At 66.3% G+C, this 13,632-nt stretch carries 11 protein-coding genes; 9 read left to right on the plus strand and 2 right to left on the minus strand.

Annotation, left to right across the window (positions count from 1 at the left end):
* The first annotated feature begins 281 nt into the window (after nt 1-281).
* On the plus strand, nt 282-1,250 hold the full coding sequence (locus tag GO608_RS06110; protein WP_169198775.1) for an acetyl-CoA carboxylase carboxyltransferase subunit alpha: 969 nt from the start codon (nt 282-284) through the stop codon (nt 1,248-1,250).
* Between the two features lie 34 nt (nt 1,251-1,284).
* Entirely contained in the window at nt 1,285-2,556 is a 1,272-nt protein-coding gene (gene tilS, locus GO608_RS06115) for a tRNA lysidine(34) synthetase TilS (RefSeq protein WP_169198846.1), read from the plus strand.
* Nucleotides 2,557-2,581: 25 nt separating this feature from the next.
* On the opposite strand, the gene GO608_RS06120 is transcribed toward tilS, so the two are convergent.
* Together GO608_RS06120 and GO608_RS06125 are read right to left on the minus strand one after the other, a co-directional pair.
* Nucleotides 2,582-3,190, minus strand: coding sequence for a response regulator transcription factor (locus GO608_RS06120; RefSeq protein ID WP_169198776.1), 609 nt, complete (start codon nt 3,188-3,190; stop codon nt 2,582-2,584).
* Complete coding sequence (locus GO608_RS06125; protein ID WP_169198777.1) at nt 3,187-5,163, minus strand: sensor histidine kinase; 1,977 nt, start codon at nt 5,161-5,163, stop codon at nt 3,187-3,189. Before GO608_RS06125 ends, GO608_RS06120 begins: the two co-directional genes overlap by 4 nt.
* Nucleotides 5,164-5,314: 151 nt before the next feature.
* On the opposite strand from GO608_RS06125, the gene GO608_RS06130 reads away from it, so the two are divergent.
* From GO608_RS06130 to GO608_RS06160, 7 genes are all read left to right on the plus strand, one after another.
* Nucleotides 5,315-6,319 (plus strand): TRAP transporter substrate-binding protein, encoded by a 1,005-nt coding sequence (locus GO608_RS06130; RefSeq protein WP_169198778.1) that lies wholly within the window; start codon nt 5,315-5,317, stop codon nt 6,317-6,319.
* Between the two features lie 76 nt (nt 6,320-6,395).
* A complete protein-coding gene (locus GO608_RS06135; RefSeq protein ID WP_169198779.1) occupies nt 6,396-7,112 on the plus strand; it encodes a TRAP transporter small permease in 717 nt (238 codons plus the stop codon).
* Nucleotides 7,109-8,392: a TRAP transporter large permease gene (locus GO608_RS06140; RefSeq protein ID WP_169198780.1), complete on the plus strand. Its 1,284-nt coding sequence runs from the start codon at nt 7,109-7,111 to the stop codon at nt 8,390-8,392. Before GO608_RS06135 ends, GO608_RS06140 begins: the two co-directional genes overlap by 4 nt.
* A 147-nt stretch (nt 8,393-8,539) precedes the next feature.
* Nucleotides 8,540-9,493: an ornithine cyclodeaminase family protein gene (locus GO608_RS06145; protein ID WP_169198781.1), complete on the plus strand. Its 954-nt coding sequence runs from the start codon at nt 8,540-8,542 to the stop codon at nt 9,491-9,493.
* A gap of 58 nt (nt 9,494-9,551) precedes the next feature.
* Nucleotides 9,552-10,277: an FHA domain-containing protein gene (locus GO608_RS06150; protein ID WP_169198782.1), complete on the plus strand. Its 726-nt coding sequence runs from the start codon at nt 9,552-9,554 to the stop codon at nt 10,275-10,277.
* A gap of 150 nt (nt 10,278-10,427) precedes the next feature.
* Nucleotides 10,428-11,195, plus strand: coding sequence for an MBL fold metallo-hydrolase (locus tag GO608_RS06155; RefSeq protein WP_169198783.1), 768 nt, complete (start codon nt 10,428-10,430; stop codon nt 11,193-11,195).
* 73 nt (nt 11,196-11,268) lie between these two features.
* Nucleotides 11,269-13,629, plus strand: a complete 2,361-nt coding sequence (locus GO608_RS06160) for a GspE/PulE family protein (RefSeq protein ID WP_169198784.1) — start codon at nt 11,269-11,271, stop codon at nt 13,627-13,629.
* Nucleotides 13,630-13,632: the final 3 nt, after the last annotated feature.

A 13,632-nucleotide genomic window follows, 5' to 3' on the forward strand; every position in this document is an offset into this window, starting at 1 on the left:
CATCGCCCGGAGCTTTCGCTGCTGTTGCGCGTGCCGCGCATGGTGGCTTTCGGGGTGGCCGAAAAGGCCGTCATCGGGGTGTTTCGACTACTCATGGCGCGGAGATTGTGTCGTCCCCGCTGCTCCTTTGCGTTGTATGCCTGCGCGCATCATGCCTCAGCGGTCCCGGGCTGTCACGTCCGGGGCCCCCCGCGACGGGGGCGACGCCGCGTGCGGCAGGCCCGCGGCTTTGCGACGACAAGCGTTACAATGTCGCACTTTTTTTCGCTTGGAACGGTCGGATGAAGACCACCTTTCTGGATTTCGAACAACCCGTTGCCGATCTGGAAGCAAAGATCGAGAAGCTGAGATTCGTCCAGGACGATTCGGCAGTGGATATTTCCGAGGAGATCGCGCGCCTCGAAGCGAAGAGTCAGACGCTGTCCAGGAACCTGTACGCGAAGCTCACGCCGTGGCAGATCGCGCAGGTCTCGCGTCATCCCCAGCGGCCCTACACGCTCGACTACGCGCGCCATATCTTTACCGATTTCGTCGAGCTGCACGGCGACCGCAGCTACGCCGACGACAAGGCGATCGTCGGCGGCCTCGCGCGCTTCAACGGCCAGAGCTGCGTCGTCATCGGCCACCAGAAAGGGCGCGATACGAAAGAAAAGATCCTGCGCAACTTCGGCATGCCGCGACCGGAAGGTTATCGCAAGGCGCTGCGGCTGATGCGGCTGGCGGAGAAGTTCGGCCTGCCGGTGTTCACGTTCGTCGACACTCCCGGCGCGTATCCCGGGATCGACGCCGAGGAGCGCGGCCAGTCCGAGGCGATCGGCCGCAATCTTTACGTGATGGCCGAACTCAGGGTGCCGATCATCGCGACGATCATCGGCGAAGGCGGTTCCGGCGGCGCGCTGGCGATCGCGGTCGGCGACCAAGTGATGATGCTGCAGTACGCGACGTACTCGGTGATCTCGCCGGAAGGCTGCGCGTCGATCCTGTGGAAGAGCTCCGACAAGGCTTCCGAAGCGGCCGAGACGATGGGCATCACTGCAGCGCGCCTGAAGTCGCTCGGTCTCATCGACCGGGTCGTCAACGAACCGCCGGGTGGCGCGCATCGGGATCATCGCGCGATGGCGCAGACTCTCAAGCGTGCGCTGCAGGATGCGTTGCGCCAAGTGGCGGACCTTTCTCCGGCCGAACTGGTCGAGAAGCGGTTCGAGCGCCTGATGAGCTATGGCCGGTTCAAGGAAGAGAACGTCGCCTGACCCTCTCCCCCCGCTTGTCGATGCTGTCGCCGGCGTGCTCGCGGCGGCAGCGGTGGCGTCCCGACAACGCCTGTGCGTCGCGTTCAGCGGCGGGGCAGACTCGACGACGCTGCTGCATCTGCTCGCCCGCCTGCGGCCGCGCTTCGGCTTCGACCTCTGCGCGGCCCACGTCCATCACGCACTGAGTCCGAACGCCGACGCGTGGCTCGACTTCTGCGCGCGACAATGCGCGGCGCTCGGCGTGACTTTCCAGCCGTTTCGCGAGCAGGTCGCGCGCCACCATCCGGCCGGTCTGGAGGCGGCCGCGCGCGACGTCCGCCATGCTGCGCTCGCGCGCGTCGCGTGCGACTGGCTCGTGTTCGGCCACCATCAGGACGACCAGGCCGAAACGCTGCTGTTCCGGCTGCTGCGCGGCGCGGGCGTGCGCGGCGCCGCGGCGATGGCAGCGATCGAGCCGGGGTCGCCGGGACGGCTGCGGCCGCTGCTCGGCGTGCGCCGCGCCGACATCCGCGCGTTCGCGCAGGCAGCGTCACTCGAATGGATCGAGGACGAGAGCAACGCCGATCCGCGCCATGCCCGCAATTTCCTGCGTCACCACGTATTTCCGCTGCTCGGCGAAGCTTTTCCCGGCGCGGTCCCGGCGCTCGCGCGGGCGAGCGGCCATTTTCGCGAGGCGGACGGACTGCTCGGCGATCTCGCGGCGCTCGACTACGCCGCGTGCGGCGGCTCGCCATGGCTGCGGGACCGGCTGCTGATGCTGTCCGACGAACGGGTGCGCAACCTCTTGCGTTGGCGGATCCGGCAGATGGGGTGCGAGGCGCCGGCGCGCGCGCGGCTCGTCGAGGCCGTCCGGCAACTGCGCGCGACGCACGCCCCGCTGTACCTGCCGCTCGGTACAGCCGCGTGCTGCACTTACCGGGATCGGCTGTGGCTGGAGCCGCAGCGCGACGGCGCTCCCGAGCAGCCCGTGCCCTGGCGGCAGGAGCCGGCGCTGTGCTGGGGTGCCGGCGTCGTGCGCTTCGAGCCGGTGACCGGCGCGGGCATCGGCCGAGGGGCGCTGCAGCGTGCCGTGGACGTCGCGCTGGTGCCGCGCTGGCCGGGGCTGATGTTGCGGCAGGACAGCGGGCGTCCGCGGCGCAGTTTCAAGAACCTGTGCCAGGAAGCCGGCATCCCGGCGTGGCTGCGGCCACGGCTGCCGGTGCTGCGCGTCGACGGCGAGGCGGCGTGGATCGGCGAGATCGGCGTCGCGGCCGAATTTCGCTGCGGTCAAGGCGAAGCCGGACTGCTGCCGGTGTGGCAGCGCTGAATTCATCGCCTGCCGGAACGGCTTCCTAGCGTCCGCCGACTAGATTGATCAGCTGCGCGAGCTCGACGGCCGAGCGCACTGCCATTTTGTCGAAGACTTTCGAGCGATGCGCCTCGACCGTGCGCATCGAGATGTTCAGGTGGTCCGCTATGACCTTGTTGTACTTGCCGGCGAGGATTTGCTCCATCACTTCGCGCTCGCGCGCGGTCAGCAGCGCGAGCCGTGCTTCGACCGTTTCACGTGTCGCGGCGGCGAGCTGGCGTTGCGCGTCGGCGTCGAGGGCGCGCACCACGACGTCGACAAGGTCACTGTCGTTGAACGGCTTTTCGATGAAGTCGAAGGCGCCTTTCTTCAGCGCCGCCACCGCCATCGGCACATCACCGTGGCCGGTGATGAACACCACCGGCAGCAGGTTGCCGCGCGCGCGCAGCGCGTCGAAGCACTCGAGCCCGCTCATGCCTTCCATGCGAATGTCGATCACCGCACAGCCGCCCCAGTCCGGCTGCACCGCAGCAAGGAATTCTTCGGCGCTCGGCCACGTCGTGCACGCCACGTCGCGCGTCTTGAACAGCCACTGCAGCGCGTCGCGGATCGCTTCGTCGTCGTCGATGATGTGGGCGCAGGCGGGATTCATGAGAGTTCGACCGGGAACGACAGGATGAAGATGGTACCGCCGCCCGGATTGCTTTCGAAACCCAGGCGTCCGTGGTGAAGCTCGGCGATCGAGCGGCAGATGTTCAGGCCCATTCCCATTCCTTCGGGCTTGGTCGTGAAGAACGGTTCGAACAGGCGGCGCGCGATGTCCGGGTCGATGCCGCGGCCGGAATCGGCGACCCGCACGACGAGCTGGCCGCCTTCCTCGCGCGTCGCGACGCGCACCGTGCGCCATCCGGGCGGATTGTCGTGCATCGCATCCATGCCGTTGCGCACCAGGTTGACGATGACCTGCTCGATCATCACCGGATCGGCGGGGATGTCCGGCAGACGCGCTGCCAGGTCCGTTTCGATGCGCATGCGCCGCTTGCGTGCGTCGGCTTCGATCAGGCCGATCGCTTCGCGAATCACCGTGTTGAAGTCGAGCGTCTCGCGTTTGGGCTCGGCGCGGCGGACGAAATCATGGACGCGGCGGATGATCTCGCCGGCGCGCCGCGCCTGGCGGCCGAGTTTCGCATGGATGTCGCGCAACTCGTCGCGATCGATCGTCGCCTGCTCGAGGCGGTTCAGGCAGCCGGTGTTGTAGCTCGCGATCGCGGCCAGCGGCTGGTTCAGCTCGTGCGCGAGCGTCGAGGCCATTTCGCCCATCGTCACCAGCCGTGAAGTCGCTTGCAGGCGCTCTTCCTGCTGGCGCCCGAGTTCGCGCGCGCGTTTTTGCTCGGTGATGTCGAGCAGCGACCCCATCCAGCCGGTATGGCAACCGGCCGCGTCGATCAACGGCGCTTCGAAGATCAGCGCGTCGAGCCGCTCGCCGTTCTTGCGGCGCAGGCGCAGCTCGACGCCTTCGGGCGGCGCGGCGCCGGAGAGGATCATGTCGTGGACTTCCTGCGTTCGTTCGAGGTGATCGGGATCCCAGTACGGCATTGGCGGCAACTGGCCGATCAGCTCTTCCGGGCTGTAGCCGACCATCCTGCAGAACGCCGGATTGACGTAGGTGATGCGGCCGTCGAGATCGCGAGCGCGCAGCCCGGTCAGCAGCGAATCTTCCATCGCCTTGCGGAACAGCGACTCGCTGCGCAATGCCTGTTCGGCGCTGTGGCGGCGCACCAGCTGGCGGCGCAGCTGCCACACGCTCCACACGATGATGCCGGCGAGCAGCACGATCGAGGCGATCAGCAGCACCGGCACCCAGCGCGTCTCGCCGCGGTAGGCGGTGATGTGCAGGCTCAGCCCGTGGCCCGGCGGGTCGAAAGGGATCGTGTAGTTCATGTCCCCGGACAGCGGCGCGACTTTCGACTTGGCGACGATCTGCCGGCCGTCCGCATCCAGCACGCTGACGCGGTAGCGCCCCGAGAACCACCACGGCAGCTCGCGCGCGATCAGTTCGTGCAGCGAGTAGATCCCGACCACGGCGCCGATGAACGCGTCTTCGGAATGGATCGGCACGTGGACCTCGAACTGATGGCTGCCGTCGGCGACCTCGTAGGCCGGCCCATAGGCGCGCCGGCCGATCGCGCGTGCAAGGCGGAAAACCGAGTCCGCTGGCACGGCGCCCACGCTCTCGCCGATCAGGTGACTGCCGGACATCGGCGGCATCTCGCCTTTCCGGCGGCCTTCGGCGTCGAGCCATATCACGCGCACGAGCCCGCTCTCGGGACGCAGCAGCTGGCGCAGCTTCGCGTCGGTCGAGGGCGGATGGGTGTCGTGCGCGAAGAGTTCGGGGCCGATCTGGGCGAGCAGGGAAGCGTTGCGGTCGAGCTGGAACTGGAGGTTCTGTTCCATCCACAGCACGTCGTTGATCAGCGTCATCCGCTGCTCGTCCCGGTCGGCGCTGCGCGTCAGCCATACCAGCGCCGCGATGATCGCGAGAAACAGCGGCAGCGTCAGGTACGGCAGCACGGCGAGCCATTTCGCCGGGGCCGGCGTTAACGCAGGGTCGGGCCGGCGGCTCATCGTGTCGGTGCGAGGGGAGCGGAGTTGTGGATGACCACAATATGGCCGGATCGAGGACGGTACTAGACTTTACCTGTATCCCGGGCCTCAGGCTTGGTTTTGCCAAGGCTCGGGTACTCGAGAATCGACAAATTCACCGGAGGAGAGGGTAATGAAAATTCGCGCACTTTTGGTTGGCCTGTTTGCCGTCGGCCTGTCGGCCACCGCGGTCGCCGCCGAGCCCATCGTCATCAAGTTCAGTCACGTCGTGGCGAACGATACGCCGAAAGGCAAGGCGGCCGAAAAGTTCAAGGAGCTCACCGACAAATACACCAAAGGGGCGGTGAAGGTCGAAGTCTACGCGAACAGCACGCTGTACAAGGACAAGGAAGAAATGGAGGCGCTGCAACTCGGGGCGGTGCAGATGCTCGCGCCGTCGCTCGCCAAATTCGGTCCGCTCGGCGTGAAGGAATTCGAGGTCTTCGATCTGCCTTACATCTTCGACGGCTACGATGCACTGCACAAGGTCACGGGCGGTGAGGTCGGCAAGGAGTTGCTCGGCAAGCTCGAGAAACGCGGCATCAAGGGTCTCGCGTTCTGGGACAACGGCTTCAAGTCCTTCTCGGCGAACTCTCCGATCAGGAAGCCCGAGGACCTGAAAGGCAAGAAAATGCGCGTCCAGTCGTCGAAAGTCCTCGAGGAGCAGATGCGCGCGCTCGGTGCGATTCCGCAGGTCATGGCGTTCTCCGAGGTCTACCAGGCGCTGCAGACCGGCGTCGTCGACGGCACCGAGAACCCGCATTCGAACCTGTACACACAGAAGATGCACGAAGTGCAGAAGCACATGACGCTGACCGACCACGGCTACCTCGGCTACGCGGTGATCACGAACAAGAAGTTCTGGGACGGCCTGCCGGCCGAGACGCGTACGCAGCTCGAACAGGCTGTGAAGGAATCGACCGAGTACGCGAACCAGATCGCGAAGGAAGAAAACGACAAGGCGCTCGAAGCGGTGCGCGCGTCGGGCAAGACGGAGATCTACCAGCCGACCGACGCCGAGAAGTTGGCGTTCAAGAAGGCGCTGGTTCCGGTGCACAAGAAGATGGAATCGCGCATCGGTGCCGAAACCATCCAGTCCATTTACAAGGACACCGGGTTCGACCCGTCCAAGCTGTAATCCATCATCCGCTCAACGCCCGCCGGCTCTGCGCAACACCGCATTCCGGCGGGCGTTTTCGTGACGGGAGTATCCCATGCTAAAAATCCTTGACCATGTCGAGGAGTGGCTCATCACCTTCCTCATGGGTGTGGCCACGATCATCATCTTCGTCTCGGTCGTGCACCGCTACGGCTCCGGCCTGGCGATTCCCGGCCTGCAGGACTGGCTGCTGTCGCTGCATTTCGGCTGGGCGCAGGAGCTGTGCATCATCATGTTCGTCTGGATGGCCAAGTTCGGCGCCGCCTACGGCGTGCGCACCGGCATCCACGTCGGCGTCGACGTGCTGATCAACCGGCTGTCCGCCCCCAACCGCGCCAAGTTCGTCGTCATCGGGCTCGGCGCCGGCGCGCTCTTCACCGGCATCGTCGGGACGCTCGGCCTGACGTTCGTGCTCGAGAACGGCGCCCATTATCAGTTCCTGACGTGGTTCGGCATGGACACCGGCGAGCTGTATGAAGGACCGACGACGCCGGACCTCGAATGGCCGACGTGGATCGTGTATTCGGCGATCCCGCTGGGGTCGTACCTGATGTGCTTCCGCTTCCTGCAAGTGATGGCGGCGTTCCTGCGCACCGGCGAGCTGCCGACGCACGACCACGGTCACGTCGAGGGCATCGACGAGGAGCACCTGCCAGTCGACGCGAACTACTACGACATGGACGACAACCTGCACCCGCACGACCTCACCCATAAACAGCTGGGCGAAAACGGCAAGAAGGGCGGCAATCGCACCCGGGGAGACAAGCAATGAGCGCCGCCATCATCTTCGTATTGCTCCTGGTGCTGATGCTCACCGGGATGCCGATCTCGATCTCGCTCGGCCTCACGGTCCTGACCTTCCTGTTCACGATGACTGAAGTGCCGATCGAGTCGGTCGCGCTGAAGCTCTTCACCGGCATCGAGAAGTTCGAGATCATGGCGATCCCGTTCTTCATCCTCGCGGGCAACTTCCTGACGCATGGCGGGGTTGCGCGGCGCATGATCAACTTCGCGACCTCGATGGTCGGCCACTGGCACGGGGGCTTGGGTCTGGGCGGCGTGGTTGCCTGCGCGCTGTTCGCTGCGGTATCGGGCTCGAGCCCGGCGACGGTCGTCGCGATCGGCGCGATCCTGTTGCCGGCAATGGTCAGGCAGGGCTTCCCGAACAAGTTCGGCGCCGGCGTGATCACGACTTCGGGCGCGCTCGGCATCCTGATCCCGCCGTCGATCGTCATGGTCATGTACTCGGTGTCGACGAACACCTCGGTCGGCTCGCTGTTCATGGCGGGCGTCGTGCCGGGCCTGTTGCTCGCGATGTTTCTCGGCTTCACGACCTGGTACCGTGCGCGCAAGTACGATTACCCGCGCCAGCCGAAAGCGAGCTGGGGGCAGCGGCTGAAGGCGTTCAAGGAATCCGCGTGGGGCCTGTTCCTGATCGTCGTCGTCATGGGCGGGATCTACACCGGCATCTTCACGCCGACCGAGGCGGCCGCGATGAGCGCGGTGTACGCATTCTTCGTCGCGGTGTTCATCTATAAGGATCTCGGCATGAAGGACGTGCCGAAGGTGCTGCTGAACTCCGCGAACATGAGTGCGATGCTGCTGTACATCATCACCAACGCGGTGCTGTTCTCGTTCCTGCTGACGCACGAGAACATCCCGCAGGAGATGGCGGACTTCATGATTGGCACCGGCGTCGGCGTGATCGGCTTCCTGATCATGGCCAACATCCTGATGCTGATCGCCGGCAACTTCATGGAGCCGTCGTCGATCGTGCTGATCCTCGCGCCGATCCTGTTCCCGATCGCGATCAAGCTCGGCATCGACCCGGTGCATTTCGGCATCATCATGGTAGTGAACATGGAAGTCGGCATGTGCCATCCGCCGGTCGGCCTGAACCTCTACGTCGCTTCCGGCATCACGAAAATGGGCATCACCGAGCTGACGGTCGCAGTATGGCCGTGGCTGCTGTCGATGCTGGTATTCCTGATCCTCGTCACCTACGTCCCGGCCATCTCGCTGGCCCTGCCGCGCGCGCTCGGCATGATGTAGCGAGGCCGTGTCGTCGCACAGCAAAGGCCCGCCTTTCGAGGCGGGCTTTTTTCACTGAACGGCCTGCCCCCGCGAGCTAGAATACGTCGCCCCGCATGCATTGACGGGGCCCTTGCGTGAATTGCCGGATGGCCGGGCAGGAGATACATGGCGATATATCTGAACGAAGCCGAAGTCGGCAGCCTCCTCGACATGCCGACGGTGCTCGATGCGGTCGAGCAGGTCATGGCGGCCCACGGGCGCGGCGAAACGATCGACTTCCCGCGGCAGCGCGTGCGCCTGCCGGCGACGATGACGCACCTGCTGCAGGGCGGGGTGCCTGCCGTCAACCTCTCGGGGCTGAAGGTGTATACGACCGGCAGCGGCCGCAACCGCTTCTGGGTGCATCTTTTCGACGCGACCAGTGGTGATCCGGTCGCCGTGCTCGAGGCCGACCGCCTCGGCATGATGCGCACCGGCGCCGCGGGCGGGATCGCGGCCAAATGGCTCGCGCGCGCGGACGCCCGCGTCGCAGGCGTGTTCGGCGCCGGCTGGCAGGCGCAGGGACAGATCCTCGCGCTGTGTGCGGTACGGCCGCTCGAACGCATCAAAGTGTTCGCGCGCAACCAGGAGCGGCTGCAGGCTTTCTGCACGCAGATGAGCCTTGACACCGGCCGTGACGTGGTGCCGGCGGCGAGCGCCGAGGACACGGTGCGCGGCGCCGACGTCGTCGTCACGATCACGACCTCGCCAAAGCCGCTGTTCGACGCCGCGTGGCTCGCTCCGGGCACGCATGTCACCGCCGCCGGCTCGAACAGCCTCGCCCGTCAGGAGCTGTCGGAAGCGGCGGTGAGGCGCGCCGACGTGATCTGCGTCGATTCGCGCGAGATCGCGCTGCGCGAAGCGGGCGACCTGCTGCCGCTGCTCGAAAAAGGGCGCACGCAGCCGGGACGATGGGTGGAACTCGGTGAAGTGGTTGCAGGGATTCGCCCGGGACGCACGAGCGACGCCCAGGTCACGCTGTTCGAATCGCAGGGCATGGCGATCCAGGACATCGCCGTGGCGGCGCAAGTCGTCGCGCGCGCCCGCGAACGCGGCCTCGGCACCGGGCTGCCTTACTGAAAGCCGTGCCCGCGGTGCGCGCCGCGCGCTTGCCCACTCGAGAAATGGAACAAATGCAATGCCGAAGTTGATCCTCAGCATGGACGGGCTGGTCCTCAAGGAAATCGTCCTCGACAAGCCGCGCACGACGATCGGGCGCAAGCCCAACAATGACGTCCAGATCGACAACCTGGCGATCAGCGGCCAGCATGCAGTCATCACGACGATCCTCGAGGACGCCTTTCTCGAGGACCAGAACAGCACCAACGGCACCTACGTGAATGGCCAGCCGATCAAGAAGCATGTGCTGCGCAACAACGACCTCGTCGAACTCGGCAAGTACCGTCTCAAGTACATCGTCGAGCCGCCTGCGCCGGCGGTGCACGCGTTCGGCTATGCCGCAGCGGTCGCGGACGGGCCGGTGTTCGTGCCCCCCGAGGTCGCACCTGCCGCCACCACCCCCGCTGGCAGCCCGACGCCCGGCGCAGCGGCGTCGGAGATGCGATCCGCTCCGGCTGCGTCGCCCGCTGCGCGGGCCGGCGCGCTGGGCGTCATGCAGCTGCTCAACGGCCCGAATGCGGGACGGGAACTGGAGCTGACGAAGTCGCTGACGACGCTCGGCAAGCCGGGCAAGCAGGTGGCGGCGATCACGCGGCGGGTGAACGGGTACTTCCTCACGCACGTCGAAGGCGAAGTGTTCCCGCTCGTCAACGGGTGCCCGCTGGACGCGCAGGCGCGCCGCCTCGACGAACACGACATCGTCGAGCTGGCCGGAGTCAAGATGGAGTTTTTCCTGCGCCCGTGACGCGGCCGCGACATCGCCGATTGCCGGCCGCATCGCATCGTGAAGTAATGCACGCGGGACGATCGGAAGGTAGTGATAGCGTGCTGCGTCACCTTTACCGGAGCGACGCTCGTAGCCTGCCGCGGTGGACTCCCGGCGCGACCCCAACCCATGAAGCTCAGAATACTCGGCTGCAGCGGCGGAATCGGCGGACGGGCTTCGGGCACGACGGCCTTCCTCGCCGATGACGACATTCTCGTCGATGCGGGCACCGGCGTCGGCGAACTGGAACTCGACGAGTTGCTGCGCATCGATCATGTTTTCGTCACCCATGCGCATCTCGACCACATCGTGTCGATTCCGCTGCTCGTCGATTCGGTCGGCGAACTCCGCGACACGCCGCTGACGGTGTACGCCACGGCCGAAACCATCCGCATCCTGCGCCTGCACGTCTTCAACTGGCAGATCTGGCCGGATTTCACGACGATCCCGGACTGCCACCGGCCGTACCTCAGGTTTCATCCCGTCGAACCCGGCCACCCGCTCCGGCTCGGAGCACGAACGGTCACGCCGCTGCCGGCCCGCCACAGCGTGCCGACGGTCGCCTACTGTCTCGACAGTGGCGAGGGCAAGCTCGTCTATACCGGCGACACCGAGTATTCGGCCGAACTGATCGCCGCCATCAACGCGCTCGACAGCGTGCGCCACCTGATCGTCGAGACCGCTTTCCCCGAAAGCCAGCACGGCCTCGCGCTCATGGCGCGCCATCTGTGCCCGAGCCTGCTGCAGGCGATGCTCGAAGAGCTCGCCGGAGCGCCCGAGGTGCACATCACCCACCTCAAGCCCGGCCAGTGCGAACGCATCATGCGCGAGATCGCGGCCGGAGCCGGGCGCCTGCGTCCGGTGAGGCTCGAGCAGGGCACGATCCTCGAGTTCTGAATTTCCTCGCGACGCCGGCTAGAATGGCCAGCCCCTGCACGCCCCGTTGAATCCCCTGACACCACGAACAGGAATGCCCATGACAGCAGCGCCCGGACGAGCCGGGAAAGCGAGCGACGTTGCCGGCCGTCTCGCGTTTTTCAAAGGACTGCAGACGATGACGGCACGCATCGATGCCGCCGACGACGTCGATCGCGTCATCCTCGATCTTTCCGCCGACCTGTGCGCGCTGTTCGACGCCGACAGCCTGTGCTTCTTCGCCCTCGATGAGGCCGGCACGACGCTCGTTTTGCGCGTCAGGACCGGCGCGGCCCCTGTCGAAGCGCGACTCCCGGTCGCGGCGCACAGCATCGCCGGCTACGTCGCACTGCGCCGCCAGCCCGTCAATATTCGCGACGTGCATGACCAAACCGAGCTCCGCGCGCTTTCCCCGGAGCTGCGCTTTCCCCGGAGCGGAGACGAGCGCAGCGGCTACCGCACGCGACAGGTGCTTGCGGCGCCCGTCATCGATCCTGCCGCCGGCGCGCTGCAGGGCGTGATCCTGCTGATCAACGCGACGCGCGGCGAGGACTTTTCGGGCGTCGCGAAGGACGGCCTGCTCGGGCTCGCGCAGGCACTGGGCGTCGCGTACGCCCGCCAGGGCAAAGCGCCGGCGGCGCTGCGCTCGCGCTACGACGCGCTGGTCGTCGACGGGCGCCTCGACGCGGACGAACTCGACGAGGCGGTGCGCCGCGCTCGCGAAGGGGGGGCGACGGTCGATGAAGTGCTCGCCGCGACCCGCGGCATCGCGCTGTCCGAGCTCGGCGACGCCGCGTCGCGCTTCTTCCACGTGCCGTACGAGCCTTACCGCCAGGATCGCGTCAAGCAGCTCGACCTGCTGCGCAACATCAAGCGCGAGTATGTGCAGCAGACCGGATGGCTGCCGCTCGAGGAGACGCCCGAAGGCATCGTCGTGCTAGCGTGGGACCCCGAGCAGGTCCGTGCATCGCGCATCGCGCACAACGTGTTCCCGAAGCGCCGGCTCGCCTTCCGCGTGACGACGCGCGACGAGTTCGACCGCACGGTGGATCAGTATTTCGAGCCATCGATGGAACTCGGCTCGGTGTCCGACCTGCTGCAGGGCCTGCCCGAAGACGAGCAGGACTTCCCGGTCGCCGACGACGTCCTGGCCGCGGCGGACAACGAACTCGTCAAGCTCGTGAACAAGATCATCATCGACGCGTACCGGCAGGGCGCGTCGGATATCCATGTCGAGCCGCGCCCGGGCAAGGACAAGACCCATATCCGCTTCCGCAAGGACGGCACGCTCGTGCCGTACATCCAGGTGCCGGCGAGCTACCGCAACGCGCTCGTGACGCGCATCAAGATCATGTGCGACCTCGACATTTCGGAGCGGCGCAAGCCGCAGGACGGCAAGATCCGCTTTCGCAAGTTCGCGCCGCTCGATATCGAGCTGCGCGTCGCGACGCTGCCGACTGCCGGCGGCATGGAAGACGTCGTGATGCGCCTGCTCGGCCACAGCGAGCCGATTCGCCTCGAGCAGCTCGGCCTGACCGCGCACAACCTCGAACGTCTCAGGCGCACGATCGCCACGCCCTACGGCCTGTTCTTCGTCTGCGGGCCGACCGGCTCGGGCAAGACGACGACGCTGCATTCGATCCTCGGCCATCTCAACACGCCGGAAACGAAGATCTGGACTGCCGAAGATCCCGTCGAGATCACGCAGAAAGGGCTGCGCCAGGTGCAGGTCAACCGCAAGGCCGGCCTCGATTTCGCCACGACGATGCGCGCATTCCTCCGTGCCGACCCGGACGTCATCATGGTTGGCGAGATGCGCGACCTCGAGACGGTGTCGGTGGGCATCGAAGCGTCGCTGACCGGGCATCTCGTGCTGTCGACGCTGCATACCAACAGCGCGCCGGAATCGATCGTGCGCCTGCTCGACATGGGCATGGACCCGTTCAACTTCGGCGACGCGCTGCTCGGCGTGCTCGCGCAGCGCCTGGCGAAGCGGCTGTGCGTCCAGTGCCGGCAAGCTTACTGCCCAGACGAGACGGAAATCCAGCAGCTGCTCGACGAGTACTGCGAAGACATGCACGCGACGCCGGAATTTCGCGCCGATTCGCGCGGCGCCCGCGCCGCAGTGTTCGTTCGGCTGCGCGCGACGCATGCGGATGCCGAAGGGCGCTTCACGCTTTACCGGCCGGTCGGCTGCCCGGAGTGCAACTCCGGCTACAAGGGGCGGGTCGGACTGCATGAGCTGATGCTCGCCTCGACCGAGATCAGGCGGATGATCCAGGAGCGCGCGCGCGTCGCGCAGCTGCTCGGTGTGGCGCTTGCCGAGGGCTTGCGCACGCTGCGCCAGGACGGCATCGAGAAAGTGCTCGGCGGCGTCACCGACATGGCGCAGGTACGGCGCGTCTGCGTGCGTTGAACG

Origin of the sequence: Aromatoleum buckelii (assembly GCF_012910785.2) — a bacterium.
Lineage (GTDB): Bacteria > Pseudomonadota > Gammaproteobacteria > Burkholderiales > Rhodocyclaceae > Aromatoleum > Aromatoleum buckelii.